At 65.7% G+C, this 17070-nt stretch carries 17 protein-coding genes; all 17 read right to left on the bottom strand.

Features of this window, described 5'->3' with window-relative positions; genetic code table 11:
- The 17 genes from BM353_RS01390 to BM353_RS01310 all read right to left on the bottom strand — a co-directional run bounded on the left by BM353_RS01390 (position 1) and on the right by BM353_RS01310 (position 17069).
- Positions 1-1416 carry a TRAP transporter large permease gene (locus BM353_RS01390; protein WP_092075856.1) on the bottom strand — a complete coding sequence of 472 codons (1416 nt, stop codon included), beginning with the start codon at positions 1414-1416 and terminating at the stop codon, positions 1-3.
- Complete coding sequence (locus tag BM353_RS01385) at positions 1413-2000, bottom strand: TRAP transporter small permease subunit (RefSeq protein ID WP_092075854.1); 588 nt, start codon at positions 1998-2000, stop codon at positions 1413-1415. Before BM353_RS01385 ends, BM353_RS01390 begins: the two co-directional genes overlap by 4 nt.
- Before the next feature lie 71 nt (positions 2001-2071).
- The gene (locus BM353_RS01380; protein WP_092075852.1) at positions 2072-3199 is read right to left on the bottom strand and encodes a TRAP transporter substrate-binding protein; all 1128 of its coding nucleotides are present in this window, start codon (positions 3197-3199) and stop codon (positions 2072-2074) included.
- Between the two features lie 158 nt (positions 3200-3357).
- Positions 3358-4269, bottom strand: a complete 912-nt coding sequence (locus BM353_RS01375) for a 2-oxo acid dehydrogenase subunit E2 (protein ID WP_092075850.1) — start codon at positions 4267-4269, stop codon at positions 3358-3360.
- 4 nt (positions 4270-4273) lie between these two features.
- A complete protein-coding gene (locus tag BM353_RS01370) occupies positions 4274-5701 on the bottom strand; it encodes an NAD-dependent succinate-semialdehyde dehydrogenase (RefSeq protein WP_092075848.1) in 1428 nt (475 codons plus the stop codon).
- 19 nt (positions 5702-5720) lie between these two features.
- The gene (locus BM353_RS01365) at positions 5721-6635 is read right to left on the bottom strand and encodes a biotin/lipoyl-containing protein (protein ID WP_177220421.1); all 915 of its coding nucleotides are present in this window, start codon (positions 6633-6635) and stop codon (positions 5721-5723) included.
- Positions 6625-7620, bottom strand: coding sequence for an alpha-ketoacid dehydrogenase subunit beta (locus tag BM353_RS01360; RefSeq protein WP_092076454.1), 996 nt, complete (start codon positions 7618-7620; stop codon positions 6625-6627). The genes BM353_RS01365 and BM353_RS01360 overlap by 11 nt, the downstream gene beginning before the upstream one ends.
- A complete protein-coding gene (locus tag BM353_RS01355; protein ID WP_092075845.1) occupies positions 7620-8627 on the bottom strand; it encodes a thiamine pyrophosphate-dependent dehydrogenase E1 component subunit alpha in 1008 nt (335 codons plus the stop codon). The genes BM353_RS01360 and BM353_RS01355 overlap by 1 nt, the downstream gene beginning before the upstream one ends.
- A gap of 18 nt (positions 8628-8645) precedes the next feature.
- Positions 8646-9944: a M24 family metallopeptidase gene (locus tag BM353_RS01350; RefSeq protein ID WP_092075842.1), complete on the bottom strand. Its 1299-nt coding sequence runs from the start codon at positions 9942-9944 to the stop codon at positions 8646-8648.
- Between the two features lie 30 nt (positions 9945-9974).
- Positions 9975-10421 carry a DMT family transporter gene (locus BM353_RS01345; RefSeq protein WP_092075840.1) on the bottom strand — a complete coding sequence of 149 codons (447 nt, stop codon included), beginning with the start codon at positions 10419-10421 and terminating at the stop codon, positions 9975-9977.
- Complete coding sequence (locus BM353_RS01340) at positions 10421-11197, bottom strand: glutathione S-transferase family protein (protein ID WP_092075838.1); 777 nt, start codon at positions 11195-11197, stop codon at positions 10421-10423. The genes BM353_RS01345 and BM353_RS01340 overlap by 1 nt, the downstream gene beginning before the upstream one ends.
- Before the next feature lie 5 nt (positions 11198-11202).
- A complete protein-coding gene (locus BM353_RS01335) occupies positions 11203-12243 on the bottom strand; it encodes a branched-chain amino acid ABC transporter permease (protein WP_092075836.1) in 1041 nt (346 codons plus the stop codon).
- Positions 12243-13121: a branched-chain amino acid ABC transporter permease gene (locus BM353_RS01330; RefSeq protein ID WP_092075834.1), complete on the bottom strand. Its 879-nt coding sequence runs from the start codon at positions 13119-13121 to the stop codon at positions 12243-12245. The genes BM353_RS01335 and BM353_RS01330 overlap by 1 nt, the downstream gene beginning before the upstream one ends.
- A 12-nt stretch (positions 13122-13133) precedes the next feature.
- Positions 13134-13862: an ABC transporter ATP-binding protein gene (locus tag BM353_RS01325; RefSeq protein ID WP_092075832.1), complete on the bottom strand. Its 729-nt coding sequence runs from the start codon at positions 13860-13862 to the stop codon at positions 13134-13136.
- Complete coding sequence (locus BM353_RS01320; RefSeq protein WP_092076452.1) at positions 13859-14608, bottom strand: ABC transporter ATP-binding protein; 750 nt, start codon at positions 14606-14608, stop codon at positions 13859-13861. Before BM353_RS01320 ends, BM353_RS01325 begins: the two co-directional genes overlap by 4 nt.
- 68 nt (positions 14609-14676) lie before the next feature.
- Entirely contained in the window at positions 14677-15951 is a 1275-nt protein-coding gene (locus BM353_RS01315; RefSeq protein WP_092075830.1) for an amino acid ABC transporter substrate-binding protein, read from the bottom strand.
- A 152-nt stretch (positions 15952-16103) separates the two neighbouring features.
- On the bottom strand, positions 16104-17069 hold the full coding sequence (locus tag BM353_RS01310) for an NAD(P)-dependent oxidoreductase (RefSeq protein WP_092075828.1): 966 nt from the start codon (positions 17067-17069) through the stop codon (positions 16104-16106).
- Position 17070 lies beyond the last annotated feature (1 nt).

Genomic DNA, 17070 nt, shown 5'->3' with positions numbered 1-17070 from the left:
TTAGCCATAGAACAGCTCCGGAAGATAGAAGACGATCTGCGGGAAGATATACATCAGGATCATCGACAGGATGACGCAGAAGAGGAAGGGCATCACCCCCGCGAAAATCTGCGTCAGCCGCACCTCGGGTGGCGCGATTCCCTTTAGGTAGTAGGCCGACATCGCCATCGGTGGCGTCAGGAAACTCGTCTGCAGGTTCAGCGCGACGAGGATGCCGAAGAACAGCGGATCGACCTCGAAGAACTGCAACAGCGGCAGGAAGATCGGCACGAAGATGATGATGATCTCTGACCATTCCAGCGGCCAGCCCAACAGGAAGATGATAAGCTGGGCAAGGATCAGGAACTGCACGGGCGTAAGATTCATCGACTGGACGAACTCGGAGATCACATGCTCGCCGCCGAGGTAGGAGAAGACCGCCGAGAAGGTGTAGGAGCCGACGAAGAGCCAGCAGACCATCGCGGTGGTGCGCGCCGTGAGATAGACGCTCTCGCGCAGCCGCTGCCATGTCATCGCGCGGTAGATGAAGGCGAGGAAGATGCCCCCGAGCGCGCCGATGGAGGCGGCCTCGGTTGGCGTTGCGAGCCCGAAGAGGATCGAGCCCAGCACCGCGAGGATGAGGAAGGCCAGCGGGATGAAGGAGGTCATGATCATGACCACGAGCCGGCTCATCGGCACGTCCGGCACCTCCTCCGCCGTGGGGCGCGGCGCGGCCGAGGGTTGCAGGATCGACCGACCGACCACGTAGATGAGGTAGAGCCCCACCAGCGTGAACCCCGGCAAAAGCGCGCCCGCGTAAAGCCGCACGATGGAGACGTTGGTCGCCGCGGCATAGACGATAAGCATGATCGACGGCGGGATCAGGATGCCGAGCGTTCCGCCCGCGCAGATGATGCCCGAGGCAAAGGACGGGTTGTAGCGCGCCTTGAGCATGGCCGGCAGCGCGAGCAGCCCCATCAGCGTCACCACCGCGCCGACGATGCCGGTGGCGGTCGCAAACAGCGCGCAGGTGATGAGCGCCGCGACCCCCATCGAGCCGGGCACGTTCTTGGCGGCGACGTTGAGCGTCGAGAAGAGCCGATCCACGATGTTCGCGCGCTCCACGATGTAGCCCATGAAGAGGAAGAGCGGCACCGCGGTCAGCACCTCGTTGGACATGACCGTGAAGGTCTGGTTCACGAACAAATCGAAGACGCGGTTATTGTAGAACCCCTCGAACCATAAGGACCACTGGTCCCATGTGCCGGCGTCCTCCTCGAGCCGGTTGTAGCCGCGCCACATGCGCCGCGCGTCGAAATAGGCGTAGTAACCAAAGCCGATACCCATGGCCATGAGCGTGAAGGCGATGGGAAAGCCGAGGAAAACAAAGAGGATGAAAAGCCCCAGCATCATCAGGGCGACTTGAGGGTCCGTCATGCCGTCTGGTCCTTTTGCGGCGCGTCGGCCTGTTTTTTCATGAGCAGGTCTTCGGTCTCCATCACGTCCTCGTCCGCCTCGATCCATTCATTGGTACGGATCGCGATGAGGCATCGGCAGACCTGCGCGAGGCCCTGGATGAAGAGCAGCAGGCCCGCGGCGACGATCACCGTCTTGAACTGGTAGATCGGCACGCCCGCCGGGCTGTTGACCGACACCTCGCCATACCCCCAGGAGCGCGAGGCGTATTTCCAGCCCGCCAGCACAAGCGCCAGCACGCCGGGGAAGAAGAAGAGGATGTAGAGCACAAGGTCCACCTTGCCTTGGGTCCTCGGCTGCCAGAGCCGGTAGAGGAAATCGCCCCGGACGTGCCCCCCGCGCGAGAGCGTGTAGGCGCCACCCATCATGAAGAGCGTGCCGTACATGATGAACGAGACATCGAGCGCCCAGGCCGTCGGGCTGTTGAAGATGTAGCGGACGACGACCTCGTAGCCTGTGCCCACGGCCATCAGGATGATGAGCCAGGCAAAGGCTTTGCCGAACCATGCCGACAGGGCGTCGGCGAACCGGATGAACCCGATCATGTTTCCTCCATGCAAGGATAACCCCGGCGCACGGGGCGCCGGGGCGGGTGGGCGTTATTGACTTGTGCCGCTCAGAGCTTGAGCTTGCCCGGGAAGTAATGCTCGTAGGCGAGCGCATAGTCGGGCGCGTTCATCAGCTCATAGAAGGCCACGCGTTCGACCCACTCGCGCTGGCTGTCGAGGGTCTTCTTCATGAACGGATCGGCCTCAAGCTCGGGGATGAGCTCGTCCCATGCGTTGATCTGGGCGTCGAGGATATCCTTCGATGTCCGGTGCACGGTCACGCCCGCCTCTTCCTGAAGCCACTGAAGATCCGCCGAATAGCGGTTCATCGCCTTGGCGGTGTTGGCCGTGGAGGCCGCTTCCACGCCGTATTTCAGGATCGCCTGAAGATCGGGATCGAGGTCTTCGACGAAGCTCTTGGAGAAGAGGAACTCGAAGCTCTCCGACGCCTGATGGTAGGACGAGAGATAGTAGTTCTTGGCAACGTCATGCGCGCCGAAGTCCTTGTCCGACGAGGGGTTGTTGAACTCGAACGCGTCGATCACGCCGCGCTCCATCGCGGGGACGATCTCGCCGCCCGGAAGCTGCGCCACGGACATGCCCATCTTGGCCAGAAGATCCGCCGCGAGGCCCACGGTGCGATACTTGAAGCCGGCCAGATCGGCGGCGGTGTTCACCTCACCCTTGAACCAGCCGAAGGGCTGGGCGAACATCGGGAAGCCGAGGTAGCCGATGACGTCGAGGCCCATGATGTCCTGCGTCAGCTCGCGGTAAAGCTCCGCGCCGCCGCCTTCGTAGAACCAGCTCAGCATGGTCGTGGCCGAGCCGCCGAAGACCGGGCCGGTGCCGAAGAGCGACGCCGCCTTGTTCTTGCCGTACCAGTAGACCGGCACGGAATGCGCCGCGTCGATCACGCCGTCGTTGACCGCGTCCAGCACCTGGAACGCCGCCACGACCGCGCCCGCGGGCAGCACGTCCACCTTGAGCCGGCCGCCGGACATCTCGTCCACCCGGTTGGCGTAATCCTTGGCGAACTCGTCCCAGATGTTGGACGCGCCCCAGGATGTCTGCAGCTTGATGACGATCGGCGCCTGCGCCAACACCGCCGGCGCTGCCAGCGCGCCGCCTGCGGCCGTCCCCCCAGCGAGCGCCGTCTTCTTCAGGAACGAACGCCGATTGATCGTTTTATTGGTCATATACCCCTCCCAGAGTCTATCGCGGCGCTTTTTTTAAGGCAAAGCGCCGAACTGTTTATCAGCTTAGCGTAATTTCCGATTCACACAAACCTTGTTGTTATGTTTCGAAAATTTCCCTGCCCGGGCTCTCCTGTGCGGGAGGCAAAGCGCTTTGAGCGCTACAAAAGCAGCCGGTCCGGGTCTCGCAGGAGCGCCGCATAGCGCGCGAGGAACCGCGCCGCATCCGCCCCGTTGATCACCCGGTGATCATAGCTGAGGTCAAGCGGCACCATCTTGCGCGGCACAAACGCCGCGCCGTCCCAGTGGGGCCGGACCTCCGCCCGGCTGATCCCGAGAATCGCAAGCTCGGGCGGGTTGACGATCGGGGTAAAGCTCTCGCCGCCGATGCCGCCGAGGTTGGAAATCGTCATCGAAGCGCCGCCCATCTCGGCGGGCCGGATCCGCCGCCCGCGCGCGCGCGCCGCCAGATCGGCGATCTCTGCCGAGAGGGCCCTGACCGGTTTGCGATCCGCGTCCCGGATCACCGGGACAACGAGCCCGCGCCCCGTGTCCACCGCAATGCCTACGTGGACGAACTCCTTGAGGATGAGACGCGCCCCATCGGGGCTGAGCGAGGCATTGAAGCGCGGAAACTCCCGAAGGCAGCGCACCAGAACCGCCACGTGCACGGCCAGCGCCGTGACCTTCCCCCCGCGGGCCTTGGCATCGGTCCGCGCCGCCTCCAGCCGCGTGACATCCGCGCTCTCGTGATGGGTAACCGACGGGATGAGCCGCTGCGCTGCGCCAAGCCGCGCGGCCCCCACCTGCGCCATCCGGTCCAAGGGCTCCTCCCGCACCGGGCCAAAGCCCGCGTGCTCCTCGGCCCACCATGCCGCGCCCTCGTCCCTCGGGCTCTGCCGCTCCGCCGGAGCATCGCCCTGCCCAGCGTTTTGGCCTGCGTTTTGGCCTGCGCCCGCCAGGACATCCTCCCGGGCGATGCTCTCCCGCCCCAGCCGCCGCGCCAGCGCGTCGAGATCGACGCCCCGTTCCGCCGCGAGCTTGCGCACCGAAGGGCTCGCGATGGGTTTCATCGCGTCACCATTCGGTCGCGATATACTGGGTTTCCTGAAACTCCAGCATCCCCTCCTTGCCGCCCTCGCGCCCGAGCCCCGATTGCTTGACCCCGCCAAAGGGCGCCGCCGGGTCCGAGACGAGCCCGCGGTTGAGCCCGATCATCCCGAACTCCAGCCGCTCCGAGAGCGCCAGCCCGCGCCGCAGGTCCTCGGTATAGAGATAGGCCACGAGCCCGTATTCCGTCTGGTTGGCCCGGTCGATGACCTCGTCTTCGTCCGAAAACGTCTGGATCGCGGCGACGGGGCCGAAGATCTCATCGGCAAGGCAGTCCGCATCGTCCGGCACCGCGGCAAGCACGGTCGGCGGATAGAAGAACCCCGGCCCCTCGGGCCGGTCCCCCCCGAGCCGCAGATCGGCCCCCTTCGCCAGCGCATCGCGCACGAAGTAATCGACCTTGTCGCGCGTCTCGGCATTGACCAGCGGGCCCACGTCGACGCCCGCCTCCAGCCCGTTGCCAAGCTTGAGCGCCGCCATCTTCTCGGTGAAGCGCAGGGTGAAAGGCTCGGCGATCTCCTCGTGGACGTAAATCCGGTTGGCTGCCGTGCAGGCCTCGCCGAGGTTGCGCATCTTGGCGATCATGAGCCCATCGGCGGCGGCGTCGATATCGGCGTCACGGCAGACGATGAAGGGCGCGTTCCCGCCCAGCTCCATCGCCGGTTTGACCACCCCGTCGGCGGCCGCATGCAGCAGCTTGCGCCCCACCTCCGTCGAGCCGGTAAAGCTCACCACCCGCACCCGCGGATCGGCGAGCATCGCGCCCACCACCGCGCCCGACGCGCGCGAGGGCAACACGTTGACGAGCCCGGGCGGCACGCCCGCCTCTTCCAGAATCGGCATGAGCGCGAGCATGGTCAGCGGCGTCTCTGAGGCCGGTTTGATCACCACCGGGCAGCCCGCCGCCAGCGCCGGGGCGATCTTGCGCGTGCCCATCGCGGCCGGGTAGTTCCACGGTGTCACGAGCACCGCGATCCCTGCCGGTTTCTGGTGCACCAACATCCGCGCGCCGCTTGCCGGCGCAGGGCCCAGATGCCCCTCGGCGCGGACCGCCTCCTCCGCGTACCAGCGGAAAAACTCGGCGGCGTAGCCCGCCTCGCCCATCGCGTCGGCCCGCGCCTTGCCGTTCTCCAGCGTGATCAGCCGGGCGATCTCCTCGATCCGCTCGTGAAAGAGCTCGAAGGCCCGGCGCAGGATTTCCGACCGCGCGCGCGGCGTGGTCGCGCGCCATTTGGCAAAAGCCCCCTCGGCGGCATCGAGCGCGTCCATCGCATCCTGGACCGTGGCGGAGGCCACGCTGGCGAGCGCGGTTTCATCGGCGGGGTTGAGCACATCGAACCGCGCGCCGTCCGAGGCCGCGCGCCAAGTGCCGTTGATATAGAGGTCGGTGTGCATCCGGGGTCTTTCCTTTGGGTCAGAGCAATTGCCGGATCGGGTCCTCGATCCGGGCGGCGATCTCATCGAGCAGGGCGGCGCCGGCGGGCAGCGGCAGGGCAGCCTCGCGGAAGGCCAGGCCAAGCCGGTAGCCGCCTGGCCCCCGCGCAACGCTGAGCGCAAGCCCCGCGCCCGCCGGCGTGAAGCCGGTGAGCCGCGTGTCGCACAGATCGGTGAGGGTGAGGCGCGCCGCGCCCTCGGCCGCGTCGCCGATCTCCTCCAGCGCGCCGTCGAGCCCGCGCAGGGCAAGCGCAACCGGCTGGTCCGGCAGGACCGCGCCCCAGGCCCCGGCGGCGAAGGCCGCGAGCAACCGGGGCCGCGCGCCCACGCCGTCCTCCCGCGCGAGCAAGGCGTCGAACGCCGTGCCCTCAGCCTCTGCCGTCAGGATCGACGCCCCGCCGCCTTGCGCGCGGGACAGGTCTGCCACATGGATCGGCTCCACCACGCCATTCGCCCGCAGCCCCGCAAGATCGATCCCGCGCTCCGACGCGAGCCGTCTGGCCTTGGGCGACGCCAGCACCCGGGCGGATGACATGGCCGGCGGTTTGGGAGCCGCTTTCGGCTGGGGCTCGGGCTCTGCTTCAGGCTCCGGCGCTGCTGCGGGTTCCGGCGCGGTCGCCTCCTGCGGCGGCGCATCTTCGGTCACGACCTCGCCTTCGCTCTCCACGATCTGCGCGATGACCTCGCCCACCGGCACGTCCTCCCCCGCCTTGGCCGTCAGCCCGGACAAGAACCCGTCCGCCGCCGCCTCGACCTCCATCGTCGCCTTGTCGGTCTCGACCTCGAAGAGCACATCGCCCTTGGCGACCGCCTCGCCCGCCGCCTTGGCCCAGGACACGATCACGCCGCTGTCCTGCGTCATCCCGAGTTGGGGCATCCGAACCTCATGCGGCATGGATAAGCTCCCCAGCCACAAGTTTGCGCGCCGCATCGGCCACCGCGTCAACGGTCGGCACGGTCAGGTCTTCGAGCACCGGCGAGAAGGGCACGGGCACATCCATCGCGCCAAAGCGCAGCACCGGCGCGTCGAGGTGGTAAAACGCCTTTTCGTTGATCCGGGCGGCGATCTCGGCGGTCACGCCGAAGCTCTGGTGTCCCTCGTCCACCACGATCACGCGGGAGGTCTTGAGCGCCGAGGCCAGCAGCGCCCCCTCGTCCAGCGGCACGATGCTGCGCGGGTCGATGACCTCGGCCTCGATCCCCTCGCCCGCCAGCCGCTCCGCCGCGCCCTCGCAGACCTGCCGCATCGAGGACGTCCCGATAAGCGTCACATCGCGCCCCTCGCGCAGGATCTTGGCCTGCCCCAGCGGGATGAGATACTCCTCCTCCGGCACCGGCGCCTTGTCCTGATACATCAGCTTGTCTTCGAAAATCACCACCGGGTTGTCATCCCGGATCGCCGCTTTCATCAGTCCCTTGGCCTCGTAGGCCGAAGACGGCATCGCCACCTTGAGCCCCGGGATATGCGCCACAAGCGCCTGCAGGGATTGCGAATGCTGGGCCGCCGAGCGCCGGGTCGCGCCGAGGTTGGTGCGCAGCACCAGCGGCACCTTGAGCTTGCCGCCGGACATGTAATGGGTCTTGGCGGCCTGATTGCAAAGCTGGTCCATGACCAGATAGAGGAAATCGCCGAACATCAGATCGACGATGGGGCGCGCGCCGGTCATCGCGGCGCCCACGGCCATTCCCATGAACCCCGGCTCGGCAATCGGCGTGTCGATCACCCGGTCCGTGCCGAACTCCTCGACAAGGCCCGAAAGCACCTTGAACGGCGTTCCCGCCTCGGCCACGTCCTCGCCGATGAGAAAGACCGTCTCATCGCGCCGCATCTCCTCGGCGATGGCTTCGTTGACGGCCTGAGACAGTGTAATTTCCCGCATCATCCTTCCCCCGCATAGACGTGCATGGTGACCTCGCTCACATCCGGGTAGGCCGCGTCGAGCGCGTAAGACACCGCCTCGGCCGCCTCGGCGCGCACCGCGCTTTCGATGCCCTGAAGATCCTCCTCCGAGGCCACCCCCTCCCGCGTGAGCCAGGCGCCAAAGAGCGTGATCGGATCGCGCGTCTCCTTCCACGTCGCCTCTTCCTCCTTGGAGCGATAGTAGAGGCGGTTGATGTCGCCCACGTGGTGGCCATGGTAGCGATAGGTCATGAGCTCGATGAAGAACGGCCCCTCGCCCTTGCGGGCCCGCGCCACGAGATCGCGCGCGAGCGTATTGACCGCCAGAACGTCCTGCCCATCCACCTGATGCGCCTCGATCCCGAAGGCCTCGGCCCGCGCTAGAATCGAGCCCGCGGCGATTTCCTCGGTCTTGGTGTATTCGGAGTAGCCGTTGTTTTCGCAGGCATAAATCACCGGGAGCGACCAGAGCGCGGCCATGTTCATGACCTCGTAGAGCAGTCCCTGCGCGGTGGCGCCGTCGCCGAAGAAACAGACCGTCACGTCATCTGCGCCCTGCAATTTCGCGCGCAGCGCCGAGCCCGTGGCGATGCCCATCGAGCCGCCGACGATGGCATTGGCCCCGAGGTTGCCGTTGGACTGATCGGCGATGTGCATCGAGCCGCCCTTGCCGCGGCAGTAGCCCTCCACCTTGCCCAGAAGCTCGCAGAACATCGGCTTGAACTCGGCGCCCTTGGCGACGCAATGGCCGTGGCCGCGGTGGGTCGAGGTGATCTTGTCGGTGCGCTCCAGCGCCTCGCAGATCCCCACCGCAACGGCCTCCTCGCCGGAGTACATATGCGTGAGCCCCGGCATCCTGGCGTCGAGGTAGAGCTGGTTGGCGCTGTCCTCGAAGGCGCGGATCCGGACCATCTGGCGGTACATCCGCAAGTAGTCCTGGGCATTCGCGCCTTCAGGCAGATCGGGTGTCGGGGCGAGCTCGTTCATGGGGTCGCTACCTTGTCCTCAGTACCGATTGGCGATGGGCAACTCTTCGGCGGGGAAGAGGCTGATGACCTCGCAGCCGGTGTCTGTCACGACGACCTCCTCCTCGATCCGAGCGGCGGAATAGCCGTCTGCGGCGGGGCAATAGGTCTCGAGCGCAAACACCATGCCGGTCTGGATCTCCATCGGGTTCTCAAGGCTGATCGCGCGGCTGATGATCGGCCGCTCGTGTAGCGCAAGGCCAAGCCCGTGGCCGAACTGGAGCCCGAAGGCCGAAAGCTCGTCGGGGAAGCCGAGCGACTGGGCGGTGGGCCAGACTTCGGCGACCTTGTCGGTCGTGACCCCCGGTTTGATCATCGCGATCGCCGCATCGAGCCAGTCGCGCGCCTTGACGTAGGCATCGACCTGCGCGGGCGTCGAGCGGCCGATGTTGAAGGTCCGGTAGTAGCAGGTGCGATAGCCCTGATAGCTCTGGAGGATGTCGAAGAAGGCCTGATCGCCGGGGCGGAAATAGCGGTCGGTGAAGTTGTGCGGGTGCGGATTGCAGCGCTCGCCGGAGATCGCGTTGATCGCCTCGACGTCATCCGAGCCCATCTCGTAGAGCATCTTGTTGGACATCGCCACGATGTCGTTTTCGCGGATCCCGGGTTTCAGTTCCTCATAGATCATGTGGTAGACGCCATCGACCATGGAGGCGGCTTGCGTCAGGAGCTGGATCTCGTCCCAGTTCTTGATCTCACGCGCGCCGAGCATGATCTGCTGGCCGTCCACCACGTTGAGCCCGGCCTCTTTGAGCGCGTGGAACATGGCCGTCTCGGCATAGTCGACGCCCACCGGCATCCCCTTGAGCCCGGCGTCCTCGATCAGCCCCGCGATCTCTTCGGCGTAGAGCTTCATCAGCCCGAATTCGGGCGGGATCGTGCCGCGCATGCCGACCACGCCGGCGCGGCAATGGTCCGGCTCCAGCCAGTCGGCGAACTTGCGGTGGTGCACCGCCGCCGAGCCGAAATCCCACACATAGGGGCTGTCGTCGCCGGTCAGCAGGCAAAAGCGGCACATCTTGTCGCGCTCCCACTCGCCGATCTTGGTGCCCGAGACATAGCGGATGTTGTTGACATCAAAGAGCAAAAGCGAGCCCGCGTCGGATTTCCGGAGCGCCTCGCGCGTGCGGCTGAGGCGATAGCGGCGCAGCCGGTCATGATCGACGCGGCGTTCGAAATCGACCGAGGTATGGCCCCAGGCGGGCAAGCGTCCTTCCCATTGCCATTGGGGTTCGAGGTCGATCGGCTGGAGGACATTGGGGCGGAGGGCTCTGTTCATGGGACCGCGTCTTTCCTGTTGCGGCTGGGTCTACCAGCGAGTGACGATGATCGCGCCGAGGCACACAAGCGTGATGCCGAAAACGCGCATTGAGTTGATTTCACGGACAGCAAGCCCGAAGGCACCGACATGATCGGCGATCAGCGATCCCAGCATCTGGCCGGTGACGATGCAGACGAAAAACACCAGCGCCCCGGTCACCGGCGCGATCACCACGCCGCTGGCGACGAAGATCGTCCCCACCACGCCGGCGAGGTAGATCCACCACGGAACGGCCGTCAGCGTGCCCACGGTGACGCGGCCCGCGCCGATGACCGCGACAACGAGCAGGATCGAGGCAAAGGCCACCCCGATGGAAATCGCCGAGGCGCCGTAGGCCGAGCCGACCGCGCGCGCGAGCATCGCGTTCATCGACGGCTGGAGCGACAGAAGCGCGCCGACGAGCACCGCCGCCAGCATATGCAGGGCGGCGTGCATCAGCCCGCCTCCGCCGCTTTGATCCGCGCGGCGAGGCCGGGGTATTTCTCGGTGAGGAGCGCGCCGTGGTAGAAGGTGGCGCCGTAGGCCGGGGTGGCGGCGATGGCATCGAGCCAGTCGCCGACCTTCGGGTGATCCTCCCAGAGCCGGTGCAGCCCGATGTCTTCGAGCCGCACGATCACCGGCATGATCGCGATATCCGCCAGCGTCAGCCGCGAGCCCATGAGCCAGGGCCCGCCAGAGGCCTCAAGCCAGCCCGCCATCCGCTCGACCCCGCGCCGGAGCCGACCCATTGCCTCGTCCATCTCGGCCTTGGGAAAGCCGGTGCGCCCCATCTTCATCAAGAATTCGCGCCGGAGCGGCTTGGAGTCGCAAAGCGCCTGAAACTCGGCCTCGGTCATGGATTGGAAATGCGGCAGGAAGGCGAGGTTGTAGGATGGCACGCGCACCGCAGGCGTCGGCACCTCGTCGATGAAGCGCATCATCGAGCGCATCCGCGCCCGCGCCACCGGGTTTTCCGGCGTGAGCCCCGCGCCGGGATAGGCCTCGTCGAGGTATTCCATGATCACCGCGCTGTCGATGATCGCGGTCTCGCCGTCCTTCAGCGTCGGCACGACACCGTTGGGATTGAGCGCGAGGTAGTCGGGCTTGAGCTGGTCGCCCGCGAAGAGATCGAGCCGGATCTCCTCGAAGGGCAGGCCCTTGGCGTGGAGCACGTAGCGCACGCGCTGCGAACAGGTGCTCTGGGGCGCATTGAAGAGGGTGAATTCCGCCATTGCCGTCAATCCCAGTTCAGAATGCGGGGCAGCCGCCCCGATTTCGCCAGCGTCCCCACGATCCCGAGCGGGAAGAAGATCAGGACCGAAGCCATCACGAGGCCGGTGGCGAGGATGTTGATCTCCGAGGCGCCCAGCGTGGCGACGAAGAACTCGTTGAAGGTCACGATCAGGATCGCCCCCACAACCGGGCCCGCGACCGTGCCCTTGCCGCCGAGGATGCAGATCAGCACCATGTTCACGCTGACGAGGATGATGAGGAAGATGTTGGGGCGGATGTAGGTGAGGTACTCGCCCCAGACCGCGCCCGCCATGCCGACGAAGAAGGCCGAGATGGCGAAGGCCAGCGTCTTGTAGCGGCGGGTGTCGATGCCGGCGCTCTCGGCCTTGATCTCGTCCTTCGACAGCGCCCGCAGCCCAAGGCCGAATTTCGAATGCTTGATCTTGTAGCTCGCCCAGACGGCGAAGGCGGCCATCACCACGAAGGCATAGTAATAGGGCAGCTTGGCCCAACGGACCGGCAGGTCATTGGCGGGCAGCGCAAGGCCGCCCGAGCCGCCGACGAACTCCCAGTGATCGAAGAGGATGCGCACGATCATCACCAGCGCGAGCGAGGAGATGATGAAGGACGGCCCCCGGACCTTGAGCGTGATCTGTCCGATGCCGTAGCCGACCACGGCGCAGAGCAGCCCGGCAAAGGGCGCGAGGATGATGGTCGAGATGCCAAGGCGGGCGAAGATCATCCCGGCGAAATAGCCGCCGATGGCGAAAAAGACGTTGTGGCCCAAAGAGATGTAGCCCGCGAACCCGCCGAGGATATTCCAGCCCGACGCCATCACCACGTAGGACGCGGTGAAGAGGATGAGGTGAATCGCGTAGTTGTAGTTGCCCAGGAACTGCATCGCCGGGAAGGCCAGCAGCAGCGCCAGCAGCAGCAGCGGAAACCATGTGGCGCGCGTCCGGTCGGCGCGTTTGGCCAGCGCCGCGTTATAGGTCTTGCGCGCATCGAGCACATCCGAGGTGCCGTCGAGGGTGGTCAAACTCATCAGCTCAGCTCCGGTTTTTCGCCAAAGAACCCCTGCGGGCGGACCAGCAGGACGATGAAGAGCGCGAGGAAGAAGGTCATGGTCGACCATGTCGATCCGATCCACGCCCCCACGAAGGCGGCGATCACGCTCAGGAAGAAGGCCGCGACGACGGTCCCGAGGATCGAGCCCATGCCGCCCAGCACCACAAGGCTCATCAGCACCGCGATCCATTCCCAGTGCTTGGCCGGGAAGAAGCTGAAGACGAAGCTCACCAGCGCCCCCGCGGCCCCCGCCAGCGCGATGCCGATGGCGAAGCTCACCATGCCCACGAGGTTGACATTGACGCCCAGAAGCTCGGCCGCGTCGCGGTTCTGGGTGGTGGCGCGGATGGCATAGCCGAAGCGGGAATATTTCAGGAAAAGCGCCAGCGCGCCGATGATCGCAAGCGAGACGATCCCGGCATAAAGCTGGCCCGTGGGGATGAAGATATCGCCGATGAAGATCGCGTCAGTGGCATAATCCGGCGAGGTGACCCGCTGGGTATTGGTGAAGGCCGTGCCGATCGCGCCCTCGACGATCATCGCCGTCGCGAAGGTCAGGAGCACCGTCATCTCGGAATATTTCGCCGAGCGCGCCTCCCGCTCGAAGACGAGCTTGTAGAGCACGATCCCGGTGATCGCGAGGATCAGCGCCGCGACGGGCAGCATCACCAGCGGGTCGATCCCCCAGAGCTTGAAGCCCCAGTAGGCCACATAGGCCCCGCCGATGATCAGCGCCGGGTGCGCGAGATTGACGATCCGCATCACCCCGAAGACGAGGCTGAGACCTGAGCCCATGAGCGCGAAGACACCGCCAAGCGCGAGGCCGAGGATCAGGATTTGCAGCGCATCTGCCATGGTTTCAGCCCTTCATGCCGCGCGTTTGCCGCCGAGGTAGAGCTCCTGGATCCGTGGATCCGACAGAAGCTCCCCCGCGGGGCCTTGAAACAGTGTCCGCCCCAGATCGAGCACCACGCCCCAGTCCGACCGGCGCAGGGCCATCTGGGCGTTTTGCTCAACCAGGAGGATCGTGATGCCCTCGTCGGCCATCATCCGCATGATGCCGAACATCTCCTGCACGATCTTGGGCGCGAGGCCCAAGGACGGCTCGTCGAGCATGACGATCTTGGGCTTGTTGATCAGCGTGCGCGCCATCGCCAGCGTCTGTTGCTGGCCGCCAGACATGGTCCCGGCGTGCTGGTCGCGCCGCTCGCCGAGGATCTCGAAGCGCTCCTCGATGGCGTTGATCCGCCGTTCCAACTCGGCCTTGTCGCGCATCGTGAACCCGCCCATGCGCAGGTTTTCCCGAACGGTCATCTTGGGGAAGAGCGCGCGCTCCTGCGGCACGAAGGCGATCCCCTTGCGCAGGATCTGGTCCGGGCGCAGCCCGTTGAGCCGCTCGCCCATCAGCCGCACATCGCCCTTGCGGATCTTCAGCATCCCGCAGATCGCCTTCAGGAGCGTCGATTTTCCGGCCCCGTTCGGCCCGATGATGCAATGCACCCGGCCCGGCTCGACCTCCATCCCCGCACCATCGAGGATCGAAGGTCCATCGCCGTATCCGGCTGTGATGTCGGAGACTTCGAGAAGCTTGCTCATGCCGCTTCCTCCTCGTCCAGTGTCGAGCCGAGATAGGCATCGAGGACGGCCGGATCGGCGCGGACCTCCTCGGGCGTGCCCTCGGCGATGATCGCGCCCTGCGCCATGACCACGACCTTGTGCGACAGCCGCATGATCAGGTCCATATTGTGCTCCACAATCAGCACCGTGAGCCCCGCCTCGTTGAGTTTGCGGATGTGGCCGATGATCTCTTCGAGCAACGACAGGTTGACCCCGCCGGCGGGCTCATCCAGCAGGATGATCTTGGGATCGCTCATTAAAAGCGCCGCAAGATCCATCAGCTTTTTCTGACCGTAGGAGAGGTTCGATCCGTCCTCATGAGCGATGCGCGTGATGCCGAGAAAATCGAGAATGCCCATCGCCTTGTCGATCTCGGCGGCTGACATCGCCGGGCGAAACAGATCGCGCCAGCCGCGAACCTGTGCCTGGGCGATGACGTTCTCCAGAACGGTCATGTCGGCGAGGTTGCGGCTGATCTGGAAGGTCCGCGAGAGGCCCATGCCGGTGATCTTGTGCGGGCGCAGCCGGTCTATGCGCCGCCCGTCGAGCCAGACCTCGCCGCGCGTCGGCATCATCGTGCGGCTCACGCAGTTGAACGCGGTGGTCTTGCCGGCGCCATTGGGCCCGATGAGCGCCGTGATCTGGCCCTCCTCGGCGGTGAACGTGCAATCATCGACCGCGCGTATCCCCCCGAAATACTTGCACAATCCCTTGACTTCCAGCATCTCGATCCTCCCCGGCGTGCCGCAGCCGGCGCCGGGGGTCGCCCCCGGCACCAGCCGTTTTGATGCGATCAGAAACCGCCCTTGGGATAGGACATTTCCTGAACGCCCTCGAACTCGTCGGTCGGGTAGACGAATTGCAATTCGCCGCCGTTCCACTGGGTCATGAGGAAGGGTTTGTCGACCGGCAGGCCCACGTCATCCCAGGCAAACCGGCCCAGGATCGTGCGCACCGGCGCGTCCTTGCTGCGGTCCGAGAGCCACGCGCCCATCGCCGCGTTGTCTGTCGAGCCCGCGCCGACGATCGCCTGTTCGATGCCCTGGCAGACGGCGAAGGGAATCGCACTGTCCTCGTCGGGCGCGGCGCCATAGGCCGCCTCAAACGCCGCGCCGAAGTCCTGATTGGAGAACTCTTCGCCGCCGAGTGTCGACTGGAACGGCGCATCCGCATGCCACGAGGTGTGAACCAGAACGCCGTCCGAACTCTCGCCAGTGCCTTCAAGGAATTCGGCCTGGGTGCCCTGGCTGAAATAGACCATCTTGGGCTCGGCCCGCACGGTCTTGAGCGCGCGCGTGAGCTGCACCGCCTCCTCGGCGCTGGCCGTGAGCCCGATGATCAGCTCCGCGCCCGAACGCTTGATCGAATTGGCGAGGTTGAGCCAGTCGCTGAATCCCTCCTCTGGCCATTTCTCGGTAAAGGTCACCTCGATGCCGCTGCCCTCAAGATAGCCCGGCGCCAGATCCGCGACCACGCTGCCATCGGCAGGATTGGTGACCTCATGGCCGAGGAACCCGGCCTCCACCGCGTTGGCGAAGAAGTCATCGGCCGAAACGACCGCCGCCGTCATCGGCCCCTCGCCCTCGGGCACCAGATCCTCGATGATCCCCTTGAGCGAAGCCCCCACGTATTCTGCCGCGTTGGGTTGGAAATAGAACAGGTTGTCGTGGCCTTGGGTGTAGATGCGCAGCGCGCCACCCGCCGGGATCGGATGCACAAAACCGTTCTTGGCCAGGATGCTCGCCACCGGAAAGGTCAGCCGCGACGAGAACGTCCCGTAGACCGCCTCGACCCCGTCGACATTGATGAACCGCTCGTACTGGTTGATCGCGGTGGCCGGATCGGAGCGGTTGTCCGATACGATCAGCTCGACCTCACGGCCCAGAATCCCGCCCCGCTCGTTGATCATGTCGACGCAAAGCTCATAGCCCTGCTTGTGTTTTTGCCCGGCGATCGAAAAGCCGCCGGTGATGGGCAACGACGCCCCGATCTTGAGCACATCCGCCGCCGCAGCCGTCGACATGAGCGCGCCGATCGCGGTGGTCACTATCACTTTGTGGTAACGCATCTGGAATCCTCCCATTGGAATCGCTTGGCCGATTTTCGGCTCTTTGTGCGGCGGGGCATGTCCCGGCCCCGCGTCGGGTCGTGGTCCTTGGTTTCGTCGTCTCTCTTTCGTGCTCCCCTCGCGCCGCCTCCCCTCCAGACGGCGTCAGATCCTCACTGCGCCGCGACGGACAACTCAAGCCCGGTCGGCACCGGCGTGTTCTCGCTCTCCAGATCGAGCCCCGCGCCGAGCGCCACGGTCTCGAGGATCGCGGCGAAATCCTCCTGCAGGTAGGCATCGGGATCATCCTGAAGCCGCGCCGCGCCGAAATGCGCTTGCAGCGCCTCGCGCGTCGCCGCCGTCACCGGCATGGGCACGCCCATCTCGCGCGCCGAGGCGAGCCCGAGGTCCATGTCCTTGCGCAGAAGCGCGGGCGTGAAGGTCGTCGTCCAGTCGAGGTTGACGAAGGCGTTGGTCTTGTAGCGCGTGAAGATCGAGCCCATGACCGAGTTGTTCATCCACTCAAGGAAGGCCGAGCGCGGCACGCCCGCCTTCTCGGCCAGCACGGTGATTTCGGCGAGGTTCTGGGTCACGACCCCGAGGAAAACGTTGTGGGCGATCTTGCAAAACCGCGCCAGCTCCCCCTCGCCCACGTAGGACGCGCCGCGCCCCGCGATGGTGTTCAGCATCGGCTCGACCGTGTCGTAAACCTCGCGCGGCCCGCTCGCCACCTGGCTCAGCTTGCCCGCCTTGACGCATTTGCCGTTGCCCGACACGGGCGCCGCGAGGAAGCCCGCGCCGCGCTCGGCCAGACGGCCCCGGATCTCCGCGGACTGGTCCACCCCGATCGACGAGCAATCGACAAAGATCTTGGGGCTCGCCGCACCAGAAAGCACGCCGTTTTCCCCGAAATAGACCTGCTCCACATCCGCGCCGGTCGAGACCATCGTGAAAAGGATATCGACGCCGCCCAGATCGGCGGGGCTGTCGACCAGCGTTGCGCCCTGCGCGGCCAGCGGCTCCGCCTTGGACCGCGTCCGGTTCCAGATGCTGACGTCATAACCCGCCTGCACCAGTCGCTCGGCCATCGGCGTGCCCATGCGGCCCATCCCGATCCAGCCAATCCGTTGCTTGCTCATC

The sequence above is a fragment of the Poseidonocella sedimentorum genome, from assembly GCF_900116005.1.
Taxonomy (GTDB): domain Bacteria; phylum Pseudomonadota; class Alphaproteobacteria; order Rhodobacterales; family Rhodobacteraceae; genus Poseidonocella; species Poseidonocella sedimentorum.
Note: the sequence above shows the minus strand (reverse complement) of the source record. Positions and strands in the feature narration are given on the sequence as shown.